This is a genomic window from Streptomyces sp. SP18BB07, from assembly GCF_036322545.1.
GTDB lineage: Bacteria > Actinomycetota > Actinomycetes > Streptomycetales > Streptomycetaceae > Streptomyces > Streptomyces deccanensis.
In genome coordinates, this window is the sequence record NZ_JAQYWT010000340.1 from 119,241 (window position 1) to 139,270 (window position 20,030).

Annotated in this window: 14 protein-coding genes; 7 read left to right on the plus strand and 7 right to left on the minus strand. The window is 70.2% G+C overall.

The window, feature by feature from the left end:
• The first annotated feature begins 1 nt into the window (after position 1).
• The 3 genes from PUR53_RS28685 to PUR53_RS28695 are packed head-to-tail and all read left to right on the plus strand — an operon-like array spanning position 2 to position 6,152.
• Positions 2-730 carry a hypothetical protein gene (locus PUR53_RS28685; RefSeq protein WP_329910126.1) on the plus strand — a complete coding sequence of 243 codons (729 nt, stop codon included), beginning with the start codon at positions 2-4 and terminating at the stop codon, positions 728-730.
• Positions 727-5,115, plus strand: coding sequence for a hypothetical protein (locus PUR53_RS28690; protein WP_329910127.1), 4,389 nt, complete (start codon positions 727-729; stop codon positions 5,113-5,115). The genes PUR53_RS28685 and PUR53_RS28690 overlap by 4 nt, the downstream gene beginning before the upstream one ends.
• Positions 5,112-6,152 carry a hypothetical protein gene (locus tag PUR53_RS28695; RefSeq protein WP_329910128.1) on the plus strand — a complete coding sequence of 347 codons (1,041 nt, stop codon included), beginning with the start codon at positions 5,112-5,114 and terminating at the stop codon, positions 6,150-6,152. The genes PUR53_RS28690 and PUR53_RS28695 overlap by 4 nt, the downstream gene beginning before the upstream one ends.
• Positions 6,153-6,426: 274 nt before the next feature.
• Here the strand turns inward: PUR53_RS28695 and PUR53_RS28700 are convergent, their stop codons facing one another.
• From PUR53_RS28700 to PUR53_RS28715, 4 genes are all read right to left on the minus strand, one after another.
• Entirely contained in the window at positions 6,427-7,062 is a 636-nt protein-coding gene (locus PUR53_RS28700; RefSeq protein ID WP_329910129.1) for a hypothetical protein, read from the minus strand.
• Entirely contained in the window at positions 7,049-7,462 is a 414-nt protein-coding gene (locus PUR53_RS28705; protein ID WP_257542845.1) for a hypothetical protein, read from the minus strand. Before PUR53_RS28705 ends, PUR53_RS28700 begins: the two co-directional genes overlap by 14 nt.
• Positions 7,463-7,911: 449 nt before the next feature.
• The gene (locus PUR53_RS28710) at positions 7,912-8,325 is read right to left on the minus strand and encodes a DNA-binding protein (protein WP_329910130.1); all 414 of its coding nucleotides are present in this window, start codon (positions 8,323-8,325) and stop codon (positions 7,912-7,914) included.
• Complete coding sequence (locus tag PUR53_RS28715) at positions 8,307-8,591, minus strand: hypothetical protein (RefSeq protein ID WP_329910131.1); 285 nt, start codon at positions 8,589-8,591, stop codon at positions 8,307-8,309. The genes PUR53_RS28710 and PUR53_RS28715 overlap by 19 nt, the downstream gene beginning before the upstream one ends.
• A 1,206-nt stretch (positions 8,592-9,797) precedes the next feature.
• Between PUR53_RS28715 and PUR53_RS28720 the strand changes: the two genes are divergently transcribed.
• From PUR53_RS28720 to PUR53_RS28730, 3 genes are all read left to right on the plus strand, one after another.
• Positions 9,798-11,072 (plus strand): M23 family metallopeptidase, encoded by a 1,275-nt coding sequence (locus PUR53_RS28720; protein ID WP_329901951.1) that lies wholly within the window; start codon positions 9,798-9,800, stop codon positions 11,070-11,072.
• A gap of 497 nt (positions 11,073-11,569) precedes the next feature.
• The gene (locus PUR53_RS28725; RefSeq protein ID WP_329910132.1) at positions 11,570-15,397 is read left to right on the plus strand and encodes an nSTAND1 domain-containing NTPase; all 3,828 of its coding nucleotides are present in this window, start codon (positions 11,570-11,572) and stop codon (positions 15,395-15,397) included.
• Positions 15,398-15,570: 173 nt separating this feature from the next.
• A complete protein-coding gene (locus PUR53_RS28730) occupies positions 15,571-16,428 on the plus strand; it encodes a hypothetical protein (RefSeq protein ID WP_329901949.1) in 858 nt (285 codons plus the stop codon).
• 61 nt (positions 16,429-16,489) lie between these two features.
• Here PUR53_RS28730 and gap read toward each other — a convergent pair whose 3' ends face one another.
• The 3 genes from gap to PUR53_RS28745 form a co-directional block, all read right to left on the minus strand.
• A complete protein-coding gene (gene gap / locus PUR53_RS28735; protein WP_329910133.1) occupies positions 16,490-17,530 on the minus strand; it encodes a type I glyceraldehyde-3-phosphate dehydrogenase in 1,041 nt (346 codons plus the stop codon).
• A 108-nt stretch (positions 17,531-17,638) separates the two neighbouring features.
• Complete coding sequence (locus tag PUR53_RS28740; protein WP_329901947.1) at positions 17,639-18,610, minus strand: GlxA family transcriptional regulator; 972 nt, start codon at positions 18,608-18,610, stop codon at positions 17,639-17,641.
• A gap of 49 nt (positions 18,611-18,659) precedes the next feature.
• A complete protein-coding gene (locus tag PUR53_RS28745) occupies positions 18,660-19,103 on the minus strand; it encodes a hypothetical protein (RefSeq protein WP_329910134.1) in 444 nt (147 codons plus the stop codon).
• Between the two features lie 300 nt (positions 19,104-19,403).
• Between PUR53_RS28745 and PUR53_RS28750 the strand changes: the two genes are divergently transcribed.
• Entirely contained in the window at positions 19,404-19,889 is a 486-nt protein-coding gene (locus PUR53_RS28750) for a cation:proton antiporter regulatory subunit (protein WP_239755705.1), read from the plus strand.
• Positions 19,890-20,030 lie beyond the last annotated feature (141 nt).

Genomic DNA, 20,030 nt, shown 5'->3' on the forward strand with positions numbered 1-20,030 from the left:
CATGTCCCCAGCCCGCCATGACCTCTACAGCCGGCTGCTGGACCGGTTCCACACCGACCCTGACCTGCGCACCGCCTTCGACGAGACGGCCGACGGCCTCGGCCTGCGGGTGCTGACAGCCGATCGCTCAGCGGGCCTCGTGCTGATCGCCGAACCCACGTCGCCGCTGGCGGTGACGGACACCAGCCACTGGCTCCGCATCCGGGGAACGGGTGATCGGCTGGTGTACGGGCTGGCCCTCGGCGGTGCGACGGCGTGGTGCTACCCAACCGCTCGTGCGGTGCGTGAGCCGGGTACGCGGCGCGTCACCGCGTTGGATGTCGACCGCCTCGTACGCGAACATGCGGCGGCTATCGAAACGGAAGAGATCACACTCGACGGCGGGCTCGGCGAGGCATGGCGCGAGTACGCCACCAACCGCAAACAGGTCGCTCTGACAGCGAGTGGCCGCCTCAAGCGGGACTGCACGGTGCGGATGTGCGAGGACGTGTTGCTGATGCTCGCGGCTTTCGGGCTGGTCATGGTCGATAGGACGGTTCCGCCCCCGCGCGCTGAGCTGAAGGTGTGGCGTTCCACGGACCGCTTCCGCGCCCACGTCGCGACCGCCGGAGGCCCTCTCGTGTGGCAGACGATCATCGGTTCGCAGGCACCGGAAGAACACCGAAAGGACAGTCGCGGTCAGTCCCCGCATACCGACTACGGCGAGCCGTTCGATGAGAGGGGCGAGTGATGCAGACGGGCTGGCGCCTCGAGCGCACCTACCTGACCGGCGCGGGCTTCCCCGAGTCACGGCTGGAGGGGCTCAGCATCAACTGGTCGGATCCCTTCGAGCCGACCGGGCATGCCGCGCTGTGGGCCGACAACGGCACGGGAAAGACGACTATCACGGCTCTGCGTTTCGGGTTGTACCTGCCGCACGCGCGGGACTTCATCCGCGGTGAATCCGACCGGTCTTTGGCGAAGCTGGTGCGCTCGGGCGACGTCTGTCATGTGGTCGAGCAGGCCACCCGAATCGTGGACGGCGAACTCCAGCGCATCGTCATGGGCATGGTCGCCGACTGGGCAGACGGCGGCACTCAGGACGTCGACAACCCTCGAAGATTGCAGCGCGACTTCTACGGATGGGTGACCTACGGGTCAGGTCCGACTATCCAAGACCTGCCGTTCCGTACCAGCGTCGGTCGACGTGCGACTCACGCCCAGTTTGTGGAGGCAGTGCGAGGGATGCTGCCCAACGGCGGCGCGCTCCCGCCGCATCGCCCGTCGGACCACCAACGGGCATGGGGCGACTGGCTGGCTGCCGCCGGAGTCGATGTGGAGCAGTTGCGGTTCCAGTCCGACATGAACGCCTCCGAAGGCGGCGTCGACCACGTGATGCGTTTTCCTGACTCCGACGCCTGCGTCCGGTGGCTCATCGGCGCGACAACCCCGACCACGACCGTCGAGCAGATCGGCAAGAGCATCGAAGTCCTACGGGTGAACGCCGCCGCCCGTCCCCGATGGTCCGACGAACTCACCCTGTGGGAGAGCCTCACCGAACCGTTGCTCCGCCTCGCGATCGCCCATGACCAGGTAGCCGTTCACCGACGGGCGGTGGCCACCGCCGAGGTGAACGCCGCGGCTGTTGTGGCCGACTCCGAGGCCACCCTGACAGCACTGGATGTCGAGGAGGCCAATGCCAGCGAGAAGCACGAGGAGCACGAACGCCTGCGCCGGGAGGCGGGCGCGACCGCGCGGAGGGCGCAGGCACACCGGTTGCGTATGCGGCTGAGAGCGGCCGAACTCAGGGCCACCGTCGCAGCAGCCCTCGCGGACAAGCGCCGCTCGGACCGCGACCGGATGGTCCGCGAACTGGCCGGCTGGCGACTCGTCCAGGACGTACTCGACGCCAACACGGCCAGAAGTCATCTGGCCGGGCTCAAGGCGCGCCTTGAGGCTGCCGAAAAGCACACCTCGGAGCTTCGCGAGGAGGAACAGCGGCACCTGCACGCCCTCGCGCGGCTCCTCACTGACCACCGCGACCGTGCCGCCGACGACCACCGTGCTGCCAAGGAGCAACGGGGACAGGCCGTTACTGCCCTGGCAACGGCCCAGGGCGAACAACGGAAGGCCGTGGCGGCCCACGCGACAGCTAGAGAGCAGCTTCGGCGCGTCGCTGAACAGATCACCGAGTCCGAACGGATCCTCTCCGAAGCAGTCACCACCGGTCTGCTTCGCGAAGGTGCCGATCCGGTAATGGTGGAAGCCGGATGGACTGAGAGAGCAGCTACGGCACTGAGGAACCGCGAGGCTGCTGACCAAGCGCTCAAAGCCGCCGACAAACAGGCTGATGCCCAGCAGAAGACCATGACGGAAGCCCAGAACGCGGTCGTCGCCGCCCAGCACGACGTCGAGAACGGAGAGCGTCAGCTCCAACAGGTGAACGACAGGGTCCGCGCCCTGGAGGAGGACGCACGCGTACAGGACGCCGTCGGCGACAGCGGCATCGAGCTGTGGACCGCCCGCTCGGCACTCACAGACGCATTGAGCCAACGAGCCGAGACGGCCGACAGGGACGCCGCCGAGGCACGCACTGCGGTCGGTGAGGCCCGGCGTACCCTCGACGCGGTCGGTGCCGACGGTCTACTTCCGGCATCTGCTCTGGTCGAAGAAGCCGTCCGGCGTTGCCAGGACGCCGATGTGCCGGCCTGGCCGGGATGGCGGTGGCTGGCGGACACGATGTCCCCACAAGCCGCCCAATCCTTCGCATCGGCACGTCCCGACATCGCGTCCGGCGTGGTGGTCTCCCACCCTGACCACTTCCATCGCGCCCTCGACGCTATCGACGATCTCGACACCGACACGGCGGTCTGGGTCGGTGCCGTCCTTGACTCAGAGGCCGCCGTATCGCCGAGTGCGGGCGACCACTCCGACGGAACACTCGCCCGAGTCCTGCTCCCGCACCCTGGTATCTACGACCGGGAGGCGGCGGGTGACATGATCGCCGCCGCCGAGAACGCGCTGACCTCGGCGACTCTGCGCCTCCATGAAGCAGGTCAGCGTGCCACCGACGCCCGTAGCGCCCTCGCGGCCCTGACTCAGTTCTGGAAAGACCTCCCTGAGGACCCGCGTACCGCTGTCCAGGAGAAGATCCGATCCGCTCAGGTACGGAGAGAAGCAGCTCGAAGCGATGAACAAACCGCAGCGGACGCGCTCCAGGACCTCACCCAGCTCAAGCAGGAGCACCAAGCCGCACGAGACGCCGCGCAAGAACTCATCGACCGCGCGACCGAGATGCGACGACTCCTTATCCCCGTGACCAGTGCTGCGGACACCCTCTCCGGTGTCCGCGAAAAGCTGCCGGGTCTGCGTACGGCCGAGGCAGAACACCGCCGCCGTGTCGACCAGCTCGGCAAGGAGATACCGGCCCTCACCGCTACTGCCGAACAGGCGCGCGACCAGGTACGCGTCCACGCACGCCGCCGGGACGACGCGGCCGACGAACTACGCAGCGCAGGGCTGTCAGCCACCACTGACGGCACCATCCCCACCGATGACGCGCCCACCATCCGAGCATGCCTGAAGAGCGTCACATCGGCCCTGGAGGACGCGACCGTCGACCCAGAACTGCGCCAGCGAGCCACCGACGCCAGGCAACTCGTCGCAGACCTGGACGCGAAATTGGACGCCGACATCGACCTGCGGCATCTGGCCGAACGGTTCGCCGGCACTGATGACACACGCCATCCTGTCGCGCTCGCCACAGCGACCCGCCAGGCCGAGCATCGAGAAGCGGAAGCGCGCGAGGAGTACGCGAAAGCATCGCAGGCCGCAGAAACCGCCAAGCGGGAACACCAGAGGCAGGCCGAAGAACGCGCAGACCGCTCCTCCCCGGACATCGAGGGCTTCCCGTCGGCCGATCTGGTTGCCGAGGCCGACGAAGCCGATGGCTTCGCCGACCAACTCGACGAACTCGCGGCCCAGTCCCTACTCACCCAGCGCTCCGCAGAGCAGCTCGCCCGCAACGCGGAGAACGCCGCGACCGCGGCCCGCCAATCAGCCCAGCTCGTCGAGGCAAGCGTGGGCGCGCTGCGCTATCTCACCGACCCGGTACTGACCGGCCGCCGCGCGGACGACATTGCCGCACTCACCACCCAGATCTCGGCTGTCTCCGAGCGCGTTCGCGAGTCACGGAAACACCTGACGGACAGCGAGCAAGCCCGGCAGAGGGAAGCCAGCGCAGTCCGCGCACACGCCAACAGCCCGCAGGCGCGCAAGGTCGAGGCCGCAGAGGATTCCCGCGTCATCGACCTGATCTCACGGCTGCGCGGCGACGAACAGCTTCCCGCAGAGGCCGAACGCATCGCGGGAGAGCTCGAACAGCGAGCTGTTTCGCTGCGGGACGACCTGGATCGACATGACCGCGACGTCCACACCTGCGCGGTCATGCTGCACGTGCAGGCATCGCGTGCACTCGACCGACTTCGCGCCTACCAGAACCAGTCCCGACTCCCGGACGGTCTGGGCGAGTGGTCCGAACGGCGCTTCGTCGTCATCGAGCATGAAAAGGCTCCGGCCGACGAATCCGTCGCCATCGACCGCGTGGCCCGCATCGTCCACGCTCTGCTGACGCCCGGCGCCGGCCGGTCGGACGCTCAGTCCCTTCTGTTCGCCGCCGCCCGAGCCCTGGTCGACGCGCCCTTCAGGGTCCGCCTTCTCAAACCGCACATCGACCTCTCCCTCGACCGGGTCGACGTCGCCGAACTGAAGAACTTCTCTGGTGGGCAGCGGGTTACCGCGGGTGTCCTCCTGTACGCCACGATGACGAAAGTCCGAGCCCTCTCAGACACCACATCGGTCGGCTGGCTATGGCTGGACAACCCATTCGGGCAGGCATCCGCAGACCAGTTCGTCCGGACGATGCGACGGGCCGCCGACCAACTTGGCCTGCAGCTGCTGTTCACCGCCGCGCCCAAAGACAAAGGGGCGCTGTCGATGTTCGACCGCACCATCATGCTCGGCCGGCGCTCCCGCCCGTCCTCGGGCGAAAAAGTCGTGGTTGTCGATGACCAATCCCGCGAGCTGACCGACCTGGTCCTCGTGCAACGCGATGTCAGGGCGGTGCTCGGAGAATGAGTTCCGTCAATCTGACCTCGCTGATCGCCGCACTTGATCCTGGCGGGCGCGGGGGCCGCCGCCACACCGACGACATTGCCGCCGCTATTGGAGCGCAGAACCCCGGCATCGAAGCGTCCGCGCTGCCCGAAGTCGTCCACGACACGATCAAGCGCGGGGAGCAGGAAGGACTGTGGTCGGCGAGCCGGACCACGACCGTACGCCGGGGACGAACGGTCCTACCCAAAGCCGTAACCCTGCTGGGGGCGGCCCGCCCCGCCGACAAGCTGATGCCTGTCGACGTACCCCTGCGCAGTGAACTGGCCAGCTGGGCAGCCACGCTTCGTCTCTCCGCGACACAGCGACAGCTCCTTCTGGCCGTCAATGACTGGCTCCGGCGTACCGACGGCGGAAAGGTCCCGGTCGCCTCCGTCGCCGAACGGGCCTACGAACTCCTCCTCGACGAGAAGGCGTTCGACGCCAACCCTCCGCGCGGGGGAAGCACCCTTTGGGCGCCGGACAGGCTGACGTTCGAGCTGCTGCGCTGCCAGCGGCTGCCGACTCCTCTCGTCTGGGAACCGGTCACCTCGGAGATCGGCCAATCCGGCGCTGTCGTCTGCGTCGAGAACCACGCCACCTTCCGCACGCTCCTCCGCGTGTTGCGTACCCGCGCCGTCCCGCCCTGGGCTGCCGTCGCCTGGGTCCAGGGCCGCAACACCGCGCCCCTGGAGTCCCTTGCGGCATTGCCCTTCCCGGTCACACGTCTGGACTACCTCGGCGATCTGGATGCCGCCGGCCTCCAGATCGCCACGACGGCCTGCGCGACGGCCGAGCGTGCCGGTATCCCAGCAGGACCGGCCGCACGCCTCTGGGCCATGCTCGTCACCCAGCCCCGGCGCCCAACTCGTCCCACCACGGAGGCCAAGGCTCGGGAGCTGGTCGCATGGCTTCCCGGCGCAGTCCGCAATCAGGCATTCGGCCTCCTGGTCACCGGCCAGGCGATTCCGCAGGAAGCCCTTCGTTTCGACGTGCTCAGTGACGCGCTGCTGGCGGATTGACCGGATGGCAGCGTTCCACCCCGGCCTTACGTGCGCCATACGCATGGGAGGTCTTCGACCTGCACGAATGCGGTCGACGTCACCGCAGGTCCCGTCCTGAGGATGTCCCTCGCCGGTTATTACGAGTGGCGGCAGGGAGAAAGGTCCACGAACAAGGCCCGCTATCTGAGCTCATCTCGTATCGCTATTCGTCAAGACAGTGGGCCTCGACGCGCTTCCGGCCGGGCTGGAGGCATCCGCCAGCAGCTACAGGTGAGCCCCCGCCAGCCCGTGGCTATGCCTTGGGCTTCTTCGTCGCGGCGCGAGCCGAATTCGCGTTGGCGGCTGCGTTGAGACGGGCCAGGTGCGCACGTTGCGATACTTGACCCCCGTAAGAGGACCAGCCGTACAGAGACGCAAGCAGTTCGGCTGCTACAGACGCCGCTGCCGTCAAGCCAGCCATAGCCCTGGACATAGACGCAGGGGGCCTAGCCACCAATCTCCCCCGGCTTTGCGCTGCCGTGATGGCACATTGTTCCGACCAGAGCTCGAAGACCTGAGCGAGACGCGCGAAGAAGGCGGCCGCCGCAGCCAAGCAGGCGTAGAAAGCGACGAGCCCTCCGCTGATGCGGGCAGCGATGCCAGGAGCCGGTTCACGGTCGGTCCAAGGCCAGCCCATGACCGCATAGACGACGGCCAGACCAGCCGAAGCGGAAATCCATGCAGTCACGATCACAGACCCCAGGACTCCCTCGTAGTCATCCTCCTCCTCGTCGTCCTGCTCGGGCTGTCGCTTCGACGGCGCCGGATTGCCGGAGGTCTTGTTCCCATAGGGCGGGAGAAAGACCTGCCAGAAGCCGCCGTGGACGTCGCCGCCAACGAACGTGCCGGAGCCGTGATTGTGCTGCTCCCGGTGCTCAGCGTCGGCCATCTGACGCCCCGCCGTAGTTGAAGGTCAGGCCACCGTGGACGTCACCACCGATGAACGTTCCAGTGCCGGTGTTGTGCTGGTTCCAGACCTTCGAGGCCGACGGGGTGGGCACCGTGAGTTCGTCCACCTCGCTCATGGCGTCGCGGTGCTCGGCAAGGTATTGGGCGATGAGCTGCGCCCAGGCGGTCGCTGCAAGCGCCTGAGCCTCTGGAGAGGTCGAGGTGAGCTGCGCAGCGGTGTCATCCACTGCCTGATCCGCCGCTCTCTGTTGATCCGGAGTGGCCCGACGGAAGAAGTGCGCGACCTTCAAGCGCATCTTCTCGGCACCCGACGTGGCTATGGCCGCAACGAGCGTGCCGGCCGCACCAGTGGCCACGGCCATTAATTCGGCGTCGTACATGATCGAGATGTCTCCCGTTCGTGGTGACGTGCCCCAGCAGAACCTACCGGGCACCACTGACACTCCGAGGGGACAATCCGCATACACAATCTGAGGCAGCCATGGCCACGCCACTGTGGCGCCCCCCGGGCAGCGAGACGCCGACCATCTGGTTGCAGTTCTGGTTGCATTCACCGGCGTCCGGCACGGTCCGCTACGCACCCATCGACATGCTCCATCGCAGGTCAGAACGGCCCCGAGCGTCCCCGAACCCCCAGACGAACATTTGGAAAGCGTGTTGGGGGCAACCCCTCACGAGTTCGAATCTCGTATCCTCCGCCAGTGCCTCACCGGGCACGATGTCGAAGGGCCCCACCGTTCGCGGTGGGGCCCTTCGACGGTTCTCAGCTCTCGTTGTCCTGGTTTTTGTCCACAGAGGGTGTCCTCGGCGTCCAGGTCCTCGGCGTCGACTACACGGCGACGAGACGCACCCTGTCGCCGCAGAGCTTCGTCATGCCGTCGATGTCAGAGGTGAGCATGACGACCGGGCGGCGCTGACGCAGCGCTGCCTCTGCCACGGCGGCGTCGATGGCGTATGTGTGACCATGCAGCCCAGCGTCGATCAGCATGACTGAAGCGGCCTTGGCCTCCTCGTCGCCGATGGGCACGATCCTCATGCCGGACAGGACCCAGGCAAGCCGCGCCTTGTCGGTCCGGCGATGCACCGCTTCGATGATGGTGAGCGCGCTGATCACCACCTCCATACCCCGCTTGCGGGCTTCGGCGATGAGGGCGACTACGGGCTCGTGATCACTGACGAACTTCGACAGACCCTCGCAGTCGAGAACGAGGGTGCCTTCGTGGCTCAGCTTGCGGCGGGCCACTGCCCCTCCTCGGCGAACACCTCGTCGAAGACCCGGCGGGCCCGCTCCTGCTCGTGCTCGGAGATCGGCCCCTGTCGGCGTTCGTAGTCGGCCAGGTACTCGTCCAGGATCTGACCGCGCAGCTCGCGCTCGACCGCTTCGGTGATGAACGCCGAAAACTCACGCTTGCCGACCCGTCGGCGGATCGCCTCCGCCGTCCCCTCAGGGAGGGAGAGGCTGACCCTGGTGGCTGGCCCTTCACCGATGCTGTACGGAATCTCACTCATGGGACTGACATTATCAAACAAGTAGGAATTCGATGGGAGAGCAGCCCCTGCCCCACGACGCGGACCACCCACCCGTCACCTCGGGGTCTCAGTTCTGGTCTCATCCACCTACGTCCAGCGGCGCTCGGACGCCGCTGGACAGTCCGCGCCCACGGCTGGTCAGAATGCCCACGACGGACGTAGATGTTCGGGCCGTATAGCCAGTGCACGCCGTCGGCATCGCGGTTGACCACACTCCGGGCCAGGTCACCGACCGTCCATCTGCGCCCGCAGGGTGGGCCGATCGCACGGCCCAGCCCTCCGATGTCACACTCGGCCCCTGGGCGGCCGACCTCAGTCGCATCGCCTCGCGAACTCGGCTCCGGCCAGCAGGTCGACGATCCGCACGATCGGATCATCGAGCCCCATGGCAGCCAACACGTCGGCGGGAAAAGCTACGTACCTTCCCTTCTCCTTCGTGACGCGGCAGGGGAAGCAGCCCGCCCTCACCAGCCCGCTCGCCTTCGTTGCCTCGACCCCGAGCGCGACATGCGCTGATGAGAGTGAACGGCGCGCGGTGGCCGAGTGAAGCGGTACGAGTCGGCGATCACCCAGGGGCAGGGCTCACGGATTGGCCAAGATCTTGACGCCGAGCACGGGCGTCGCGAGACCGCCGGGGGGACACGACGACGCCGGAGGAGCCGCGTAACCGAGCGAGCCAGTGAGCACGGGCAGCGGGAGTCCCTGGCGATCATCTTCCGGTCGCTGCACGCTGCGAGGGACAGCGCTTCGCAGTCGAGGAGGACGGGGCCCACCAGGCCCGTCGGCTCCTGTCCGATGCCGGGCTTCACGGCCACAAGCACGCGATCGACGCGGTGGTCGCCAGCAGAAAGGACAGGGCACCGTCTTCACGTCAGACGTGGACGACGTGGACGACGTGGACGACGTGGACGACGTGGACGACGTGGAGAAGCTGGTTCCGGAATCGATCGTCGTCAAGCGAGTATGACCAGCACCCTGGTCTCGGTTCTGGTCACTGGTCTGGTCTTGGTTGCGGTGTCGTGAGGGGAGTCGGGAGGGTGGTGGGGCTGGACGGGTGCAGTTCGGGGGTGGCTTCGGTGGGCTTCGCTTGGAGTGGCGTGTTGCCGGATTACATGGGGGCTGCGCCTCTGAGGGGGGCGTGCCGGCGTGCCTCATGGCGTCGGGTCCGATGAACGGAAGGGCGCAATGGCAGAGCGCGACCCTCGCAACCGCACTGGCCGCAGCTCGCTGCTTCGCGGGCTCGCCGCCGCCGTGCTCGCGGCCGGCATGCTGGTGCTCTCAGCGGGACAAGGCCACGGAACCGGCGCGGCGACTCCGGCGCCCGGCGCGGAGTTCACGCCGTTGACGGCGGAAGTACTGACCAAACCGACGCCGTTCGTCGCCACGGACGGCAAGACGCATATCTCGTACGAACTGCTCACCACGAGTTCCCTGCCCAGCAGCACGCCGTTGCGGCTCGACCGTGTCGACGTCCGCGACGCCCGCACGCACCAGGTCGTCGGCTCGCTGAGCGGGCAGGCGTTGGCCGACGCCGCCCATCCGGTCGGTGACCCCCTGCCGGGTGCGGACGGGTACACCCCGGCGCCCCCAGGGCCGACACCGACCGTCATCCAGGGCTCCCAGCAGTGGATCATCTGGCTCGACCTGATCCTCGACCGCGGTCAGCGGGTGCCCAAGGTCCTCGAACACCATCTCTCGGGTGCCGTCCTGGCCCCCTCCGGCCCCTCCCCTTTCGAGGAGACGGTGCAGGCCACCCGGACCTCCGGCAGGCCGCCGTTGAACCTGGGCGCGCCGGTTCGTCCCGGCACCTGGTACTCCAGCGAGTCGTGCTGCGGCAACACCCACCACCGGCGCGGTCTCGCCCCGATCAACGGCCGCTTCTACGTGCCGCAGCGCTTCGCGATCGACTGGTACCGGGTCGGCGAGCAGGGGCAGACCTGGGAGGGCGACCCCGCACGGCTCAGCAGTTACCTGAGCTACCGTCAGCCGGTCGTCGCCTCGGCCGGCGGCAGGGTGGTGGAGGTCCAGGACGGGCTCCCGGACCAAACGCCGCCCGTCGCGCCGCCCGTACCGCCGATCGAGGACACCGTCGGCAACCACGTCACCCTGGAAGTCGCGCCGGGCCGCTATCTGCTCTACGCCCACCTGGCACCCGGCTCGCTCGAGGTCCGGGAGGGCGACCGGGTCGAAGCCGGCCAGGTCCTCGGGCTGATCGGCAACAGCGGCAACTCGACCACGCCGCACCTGCACTTCCAGGTGATGACCACGCCCGAGTTCTTCCCGACCGACAGCCCGCCGTTCACCTTCCGGCAGTTCCGCGTCGTCGGACACGTCGAGCCTCGCATCTGGGACGACAACCTGGGCCTGCAGCCGACCGGCGTCCTGCCGATCACGCCCTCGCCGCACGACGGCCTTCACCGTGCGCGGTATCCGCTCGACCGCGAGGTGCTGGAGTTCTGAACGGAGTCCGACCGGACTCCGGTCGGGCCCCGGTCGGGCTCCGGTCGGGCTCCGGTCGGGTCGTTGTCCGGGGCTTCGCCCACGCGTGACCATGCACCGTGGTTCGCAGCCGTTCGGGCGAGCCGTCTGAACGGCCACGCAGGCGAACCGAAGAGCCGAGCCGCCACCGCGGCTCGGCTCTTGCGCGTTCGTCGGTGACGGCGTCCGGCCTCGGCGGCCTCGGGGTTCTGATGAACGGCTGGGCGGCGAGGTCCGGATCGTTCACGGACAGGACCCCGGCTAGCCGCAACCGGGGTCACGGCTGGGGCTTCCCGCTCCCTCCGCGTGGGGCGGTCGGTCTCGTGCTCGGCGTGGGTGTCGTCAATGCCACATCTCGGAGGGAAACGGTGACTCCGGAGCGCCCTGGAAAATATGTTTAGCCGCCTTACGCATGCCTTACGCATGCCTTCATATGCCTTTCGCCGCTCTGCGGTATCCGGACGGAAGGGAGGGGAACCGTGGCGCGTCCCGAGAGACCGCTGGATCCCGCGGCCGGCCCCGTGCCACGCCTCGCCCATGAGCTGCGGGAGCTGCGCCGGGCCGCCGGCAGCCCGTCGTACCGGACCATGGCCGGGGCGGCGGGGTTCTCGGCGGCGGCGTTGTCCAAGGCGGCGTCCGGGACACGGCTGCCGTCGCTCGCCGCGGTCCAGGGGTATGTGCGCGCCTGCGGGGGCGACCCCGGCGAGTGGGAGGTCCGCTGGAAGCAGGCCGAGGCCGAGGCCGCGGGGGAGGCGCTCGACGATGCCGGGGACGCGGCGCCGCCGTACCGGGGGCTGTCGCGTTTCGAGCCGGACGACCGGGACCTGTTCTTCGGCCGGGACCAGCTGGTGGAGGAGTTGCGGGAGCTGGTGTGGGGCCGGCGGTTCGCGGTCGTGTTCGGGCCGTCCGGCAGCGGCAAGTCCTCGCTGCTGCGAGCCGGGCTGATACCCCGGCTGCGGGAGCGGATCGCGGAGCAGGGGGCACCAGCGGTGCTGCGCATCCTCGCCCCCGGCCCACGGCCCGCCACCACGTACGGCCGGCTGCTCGCCCCGGCCGAGGACGAGCCGGAGAGCTGGGTGGTGGTGGACCAGTTCGAGGAGGTCTTCACCCTCTGCCGGGACCGGGAGGAGCGCGCCCGGTTCATCGACCTGCTGCTCGCCGCACGGGACCCGGGCAGCCGGGTGCGGGTGGTCATCGCCGTACGCGCCGACTTCTACGCCCGCTGCGCCGAGCACCGGGAGCTGGCGGATGCCCTGAGCCGCGCGTCCCTGCTGGTCGGTCCGATGAAGGCGGAGGAGCTGCGCGAGGCGGTCGTCAAACCCGCCCAGGCGGTCGGCCTCCTCGTCGAGCGGGAGCTGACCGCGCGGCTCGTCGAGGAGGTGCTCGACGAGCCCGGCGGCCTGCCGATGCTCTCGCACGTCCTGTTGGAGACATGGCGGCGCCGCCGGAGCCGGATGCTCACCCTCGCCGGGTACCAGGCGGCGGGCGGGGTGCGCGGCGCGATCGCGGCGACCGCCGAGGAGGTGTACGGGCAGCTGTCACCGGAGCAGGCCCGCACCGCCCGGCAGTTGCTGCTGCGGATGGTCGAGCCGGGCCAGGGCACCCCCGACACACGGCGCCCCCTCACCCGGGCCGAGATGGCGGAGTGGGCCGCGTCCGAGGTGCCGGTGGTCGTGGACCGGCTGACCCGGGCCCGGCTGCTGACCGCCGACGAGGACGGCGTCCAGCTCGCCCACGAGGCGCTGATCACCTGCTGGCCACGGCTGCACGGCTGGATCGAGGAGGCCCGCGAACGGCTGCGCCACCACCGCCGCCTCGCCGAGGCCACCCGCGTCTGGCTGGAGCACGACCGCGACTCCGGTGCCCTGTACCGGGGCACCCGGCTGGCGCGCGCGGAGGAGCTGTTCGCGGACGACGACGGCATGCTCACCTCGACGGAGCGGGCCTTCCTCACCGCCGGGCTGGACGGCCGTGAGGCGGAGTTCCGCGCCGCCGCCCGCGCCGCGCGGCGGTCCCGGGCCCTGCTGGCCACTCTCTCGGCCGTCCTGGCCGTGGCCCTGGTGGCCGGGCTGGCCGCCTGGTCGGAGCACCACGACAACCAGCGGCGTCGTACCGACGCGGCGGCCCGCCGTGTCGCGGAGGTCGCCGAGTCCCTGCGCACCACCGACCCGCGCACCGCCCAGCTGCTCGGCGTCGCCGCCTGGCGCGTCGCCGAGTCGCCGGAGACCCGCCGCGCCCTGCTCGGCGCCCTCGCCCAGCCCGAGACGGATGTCTTCACCGACCCGACGCCCGGCAGCGATCCCGCCCGCTTCCTCACCCGCTCCGGCCGCACGCTGCTCAGCACGGACGGCGACACCTGGCGCGCCTGGGACGTGACCACGCACCGCCCGCTCACATCGGGCCGGCTGCCCGACGGAATGCTCGTAGCAGCCGACCCCGACGGGCGGCTGCTCGCGATCGTCCGGGACGACGGCATGCGGCTGTGGGACAGCTCCGCCGGGCGGTGGACCGGGCCGGCCCTCGCTGTCGACGACGACGTGGACTTCGGCCCCGACGGCCGCAGCTACGCGGTGAGCGGTCCGGACGACGACCTGGTGCGGCTGTACTCGGCCGCCGACGGCACACCGCTGTCCGAGACCCGGGTGACCGGCCTCGCGAACGTCGCGCCGAGCACCGACGGCCGTCTGATGGCCCTCTGCCCCACCGGCCGCGCACCGCAGGTGTGGGACACCGCCCGCCACCGCACCCTGCCCGGCGCCTGGGAGAGCTCGGACGCTCCCTGCGACGACTACTCGACGCCGGCGTTCGGCGGCCCGGGCGACGCCGCCGACCGGTTCGCCGTGGCCTCCGCCGACGGTGTCCGCGTCTGGGACGCCGCCTCCGGGCGCCTGATCGCCGACCTCCCGGCCCCTGGCGTGGACGCTCTCGCCTTCAGCGCGGACGGGACGTTCCTGGCGACCGCCGACGACACCGAGATCAGCGCGTGGCGCCTCACGTCGTCCACCACGGAGGAACCCGCCCCGTCCACCGCGGAGGACCCCACCCCGGTCTTCCGCCACCCTCTGTACAACGAGCGCCTCTACGGCGGCCTCGCCTGGGACCCCGACCGGCCGCTGCTGCGCTACCTCGAAGGCGGCACCGTTCACACGCTGGACCTCGCGGGCGCCGTCAGCTCCGCATGGCGCGAGCGCCCCCTGGCGTCGGTGCTACTCAGCCCCGACGGCCGTACGCTCGCCACCGCCGAACGCACCGGCGACACCGGCTTCCGTCTCCAGCTGAGCGACGCTTTCCCCCACTCCCGGCCTCGCCCGAGCGGGGAGAGCGCCGTCGGGCACGTGTCGCGGACGCCGCCGCCGCTGTCCCTGCCCGTCTCGAGCGACCCCGAGCAGCCGATCGTCCCGCAGGACACCACGGCTCTGATGGCCTTCAGCCCCGACGGCGGCACCCTCGCCTACGGCGTCTCCGCGTCCGGCCGTCCGGTCGCGTCCCAGCGGTTCGTCCTCTGGGACGTGGCGCGCGGCCGCGTCCGCACCACACTGGATCTGACGACGCCGCAGTCCGACGGAGCGGTCGTCACACTCGCCCTGGGCCCCGGCGGCCACACCCTCTACGCCTCGCGCACCTCCGGCATCGGCGGACTGGCCGACGAGGTGTGGGACACCGCACGGCACCGGCGGGCCGCCGTATACCCGGACGTGACCGACCCCGGGCTGGCCGTCCGGCCCGACGGGCGGCTCCTCGTCACCGGCGACCGCTCGGTGCGCCTGTCCCCCGGCACGTCCTCGCGGGGAGCCGCCCCCGTCGTCCGCAGTCTCGTCCAGGGCGGCGAGGTCGGTGCCCTAGCCTTCGCCCCCGACGGCTCCCGGCTCGTGGCGGGCGACCTGACCGGACGGGTCACCCTGTGGGACGGCGACCTGAGACACCGCGTGGGCACCCTGCGCAACGTCTTCCCCACCGCGCCCGGTGACACCGCCGAGGCGGTCAGCGCCCTCGCCCTCAGTCCCGACGGCCGCACCCTGGCCGTCGGCGGCGACGCCGGCACGCTCCAGCTGTGGGACATCGCCACCCAACAGCCCCTCGGCGGCCCGCTGACCACCCCCGGCGACGCCGTCGTGTCCCTCGCCTTCAGCCCCGACAGCACGACCGTCCTCGCGGCCGGCGTCCATGTCCCGCTCCAGAGCCACACCATCGACCCCGCTCGGGCCGTCACCCGGATCTGCGCCCGCTCCGGCGACGCCGACCTGACACCCGCCCAATGGCGCACGTACGTGCCCGAGGCGCCGTACCGCAAGGTGTGCGGCCGTTGATTCCCGGGGAACCGGGCCGGGCCACCGGGTCCCGGAGGAGTTGATTCCTCCCTTGTACGGGGTTGGGCACCAACTCGCGCCGCCAAAAAACTGCTCCTAGCCGGTTCCACGGCTACCGACCGCCCGGCCGCACACGAGTGGTCCCGCACTCAACGCACAAGGACGTAGAAATCGTGCCCACCATCAAGAAGTGCCTTCTGACAGGCGCCGCCTTCGGTATGGCGATCAGCGGCCTGACCCTCACCTCCGCCCCCGCCGCGAGCGCGTCGACGGACGTCAACGGCGTACACGACTGGCTGCTCCCGAACATGTGCCAGAACGGCTCCAACCGGAGCGGCCAGAGCCTCTGGTACTACAACGTCGACACCAAGCAGCTGCTCGACAGAAGCCGTGGAAGCGTGGGGAAGACGCCGGTGTGGCGGTACATCGGCGGCGGCAAGGGGGGAAACCGCTACGCCATGAACCCGGGCTGGCGTGAGATCAAGGGCCACTGCTACTACCCGGCGTCGTCCTCCTGGACGTACGAGGGGAAGCAGACCGCGTACTCCGACGAGGTGGTCAACTGCTCGAAGGGCGGCAACGCCACCGAGCGGGTCGACCAGGCCTACAGCACGACGACGACCACCACGAAGACGGTGAACGGCAGCCTCAGCGTCAGCCCCAACATCAGCAAGATGTTCGGGGTCGGCCTCGGCGCCGAGTTCTCGTACTCGTGGTCCTACGCCAAGACCGTCGGCTGGAGCCGCTCCGTCAGCATCGACGTCCCGCCCGGCCGGACCGGGTGGCTCACCGCGGCACCCATCAAGCGCGTGGTCCGCGTCAACCCGCACTTCTGGATCGACGAGTACAACTGGTACGACGGGACCGAGAAGAAGGGCCACAACAAGTGGGGCATCTACGGCACCCAGCGGGACATCGTGGACCGCAACTACTACTACGACGGCACCTCCGACGTGCTCCGCAACGGGCAGCCGGTGTTCAAGTTCTACAAGCGCGACCGTGCGGTCACGTCGCGTGAGTGCCCGCGCTGAGACGTCGCCGCTCACGACGAAGGGCCCCACCGTTGGCGGTGGGGCCCTTCGTGTTCGTGGGTCAGGAGGTGGCCAGGAGGGTGAGGGTGTCGATCACCCGGTTCGAGAAGCCCCACTCGTTGTCGTACCAGGCGACCACCTTGATGTGGCGGCCGTCGACGCGGGTGAGGGCCGAGTCGAAGATCGACGAGGCCGGGTTGCCCACGATGTCGGCGGAGACGAGCGGGTCGTCCGAGTATTCGAGGACGCCCGCGAGCGGGCCCTCCGCCGCCGCGCGGTACGCCGCCAGCACCTCGTCGCGCGTCACGTCGCGGGCGACCGTCGTGTTGAGTTCGACGATCGAGCCGACCGGGACGGGAACGCGGATCGAGTCGCCGGACAGCTTGCCGTCCAGGTTCGGCAGGACCAGGCCGATCGCCTTGGCGGCGCCCGTCGTGGTCGGCACGATGTTGACGGCGGCGGCGCGGGCGCGGCGGGCGTCGCGGTGCGGGCCGTCCTGGAGGTTCTGCTCCTGCGTGTAGGCGTGCACCGTCGTCATGAAGCCGTGCTCGATGCCGGCGAGCTCGTCGAGCACCGCGGCCAGCGGCGCGAGCGCGTTGGTCGTGCACGAGGCGTTCGAGACGATCGTGTGGACGTCCGGGTCGTACGCGTCGGTGTTGACCCCGAACGCGAGGGTGACGTCGGCGCCGTCCGACGGTGCGCTGACGAGCACCTTCCTCGCACCCGCGTCGAGGTGGGCCCGGGCGGCCTTCGCCGAGGTGAAGCGGCCGGTGGCTTCCAGGACGATGTCGACGCCGAGTTCGGCCCACGGCAGCCGCGCGGGATCGCGCTCGGCCAGCACCTTGATCCGACGGCCGTCGACGACGAGGGTGTCACCGTCGACGGTCACCGGGCGCCCGAGACGGCCGGCCGTGCTGTCGTAGGCGAGCAGCCGGGCGAGGGTCGCGGGCTCGGTGAGGTCGTTGACGGCGACGATGTCGAGATCGATGCCACTGTCCCGGCCGCTACCGCTGCCGCTGCCGTTGCCGCTGTCGCGTTCGAGTAGTGCGCGGAGCACGTTGCGTCCGATGCGGCCGAATCCGTTGATCGCGATGCGAGTCATGAGTGGTGTCCCGTCCCTTCGATTCGCCACCAGCGTCGCGTGCGGCACGTAGCCGGGACAGCGGCGTGATCGCCACGGTTCAAAAGGATCGCGCCACGGCGCGGCGGGCTACTCGCCCTGCGTGAAGGTGCGCCGGTACTCGCTCGGCGTGGTGCCGAGGATGCGCTGGAAGTGCGTGCGCAGATTCGCGCCGGTGCCCAGACCGACGTCGGCGGCGATCTGCTCGACGCTCCGCTGCGAACGCTCCAGCAGCTCACGGGCCACGTCGATGCGGGCGCGCATGACCCACTGCATCGGCGTGTACCCCGTGTCCTCGACGAAGCGACGCGAGAACGTGCGCGGCGAGACCGCCGCGTGCCCGGCGAGAACTTCGAGGGTGAGGGGCTCGCCCAGCCGGTGCAGCGCCCATTCGCGGGTGGCGGCGAACCGCTCGCCCAGCGGCTCCGGCACGCTGCGCGGCACGTACTGGGCCTGGCCGCCGCTGCGGTAGGGGGCCGCCACCAGGCGCCGGGCCGCGTGGTTCGACGCGGCCACGCCGAGGTCACCGCGCAGGATGTGCAGGCACAGGTCGATGCCCGAGGCGGCGCCCGCCGACGTCAGCACGCTGCCCTCGTCGACGAACAGCACGTTCTCGTCGACCTGGACGAGCGGATGCTTCGCGGCGAGCGCCCGCGCGTAGTGCCAGTGCGTCGTGGCGCGTCTGCCGTCGAGCAGGCCCGTCGCGGCGAGCGCGAAGGCGCCCGTCGAGATGGCGGCGAGCCGAGTGCCCCGGGCGTGGGCCTCGACCAGCGCGTCGACGACGGCCCGCGGCGGGTCGTCGCGGTCCGGGAACCGGTAGCCGGGGATGAAGACGATGTCGGCCCACGTGAGCGCGTCGAGGCCGTCGGCGACGTAGTACGACAGGCCGTCGCCGCCGGTCACGAGGCCGGGGGTCGCCCCGCACACCCGCACCTCGTACGGCATGCTCGCGCGCGTCGTGAACACCTGGGCCGGGATGCCGACGTCGAGCGGCTTCGCGCCCTCGAGCACCAGGACCGCGACGCGATGCGGACGGGAGGACGACGGCGACGGCGAGGGCACGGGGTCAGGGTACGAGGAGGGGTGGGCGTGGGGGCCGTCGTGGCCGGTGTCAGTGGGGGCGCGGCCAGTCCGGTGGTTCGGGCGTGGGTGGGGGGTGGGCCGTGGTGAGGCGGCGGTAGGCGGCGCGGGCCTGGCGGAGGCGGGCCAGGGCGGTGCCGGTAAGGGCGGCGGTGAGGAGGCAGGTCAGCCAGAAGGTGTCGCGGGGGTTGGCCCAGGTCAGGACGCCTGCGGGTGGGATGGCGAAGCCGTTGAGGAACAGCCAGCACAGGGCGGCCGTGCCGGGGGCCGCGATGAAGCGGGCGTAGACGCCGAGGAGTGCGGAGAGCAGGGAGAGGGCCGCCAGGGCGAGGCCGGGGCGGTCCGTGCCCACCAGTGCGTTCAGGACGGCCACCAGCGCCATCGCGCCCCCGAAGGCCGTCGCCCACACCAAAGGGGTGGCCACGGGTTGGGGGACGGGGCGCGGGCCGCTCCCCAGAGACACCCACTGGATCACGGGCACGCTCCATGGGTGTGGGGGCCTCGCGGGACAGGGCGCGCCGCCCCGGAAGGCCGAGGTATTCCGTGTGCCGTCGGGGTGCCCGCTGTGCGGGGTGTGGGGACACCCGTGGGGGTCATGGTGGTGGTTCCTTTCGGTCAGCCCTCGGTGCCGGGTGGGTGTGCCGGGTCCCGGGGTTGAAGGGGGATTGTTCCATCGGGGGGCCGACCTGGCGTCCGGAGGCCGGTTTTCCGGGTCTCGTTAGGGTGGCACCGACGGTTGTCCGATGACATAGCCGAATCAGACAGGGGGCCAGCCGTGGGTGCTCCGCGCCTCAGCAGTACGCCGTTGCCGGGGATCGGTGTCCGCTACGACCTCACGACCAGGGAGCAGCGGCGGATCTCGGTGGTCGCTCATCGGGACGGCGCGCGGACGTTGAGCGCGTACCGGCAGGACGATCCGGACGCGTGCGCGCTGTCGGTACGGCTCACGTCGGGTGAGGCGACCGCCCTCGTCGACGCGCTGGCGCCGGACCACCACAGCCCGAACCTGCTGTCCACCACGGAGTTGGGGCTCGTCGCGGAGCGGATCGAGCTGGCCTCGACGTCGCACTGGAACGGGCGGGTCCTGGGCGACACCCGGATGCGGACGGAGACGGGCGCGTCGATCGTGGCCGTGCTGCGGCGCGCCGAGGCGATCCCGTCGCCGACGCCGGACTTCCGGCTGGCCGGCGGTGACACGCTCATCGTGATCGGGACCCGGGAGGGTGTGGACACCGCCGCCGCGATACTCGGGCGGGAGTGAGCGATCGTGCACGTCTCCGCTCAGGCCGCGGCCCAGGGGGGCGGGGAGGCCGCCGGGCACTCCGTCGGGCACCTCGCCGAGCCGTCCCTCTCGCACGCCGCCCGGTATGTCGCCGAGTCGGCCGCCACGCACTCGTCCGCC

Excerpts from the sequence above, each read along its gene's own strand:
- PUR53_RS28705 (WP_257542845.1), bottom strand. The coding sequence starts at position 7,462 with ATGTACGACGCCGAATTAATGGCCGTGGCCACTGGTGCGGCCGGCACG.
- PUR53_RS28685 (WP_329910126.1), top strand. The coding sequence starts at position 2 with ATGTCCCCAGCCCGCCATGACCTCTACAGCCGGCTGCTGGACCGGTTC.
- gap (WP_329910133.1), bottom strand. The coding sequence starts at position 17,530 with ATGACTCGCATCGCGATCAACGGATTCGGCCGCATCGGACGCAACGTG.
- PUR53_RS28700 (WP_329910129.1), bottom strand. The coding sequence starts at position 7,062 with ATGGCCGACGCTGAGCACCGGGAGCAGCACAATCACGGCTCCGGCACG.
- PUR53_RS28695 (WP_329910128.1), top strand. The coding sequence starts at position 5,112 with ATGAGTTCCGTCAATCTGACCTCGCTGATCGCCGCACTTGATCCTGGC.
- PUR53_RS28720 (WP_329901951.1), top strand. The coding sequence starts at position 9,798 with ATGGCAGAGCGCGACCCTCGCAACCGCACTGGCCGCAGCTCGCTGCTT.
- PUR53_RS28715 (WP_329910131.1), bottom strand. The coding sequence starts at position 8,591 with ATGAGTGAGATTCCGTACAGCATCGGTGAAGGGCCAGCCACCAGGGTC.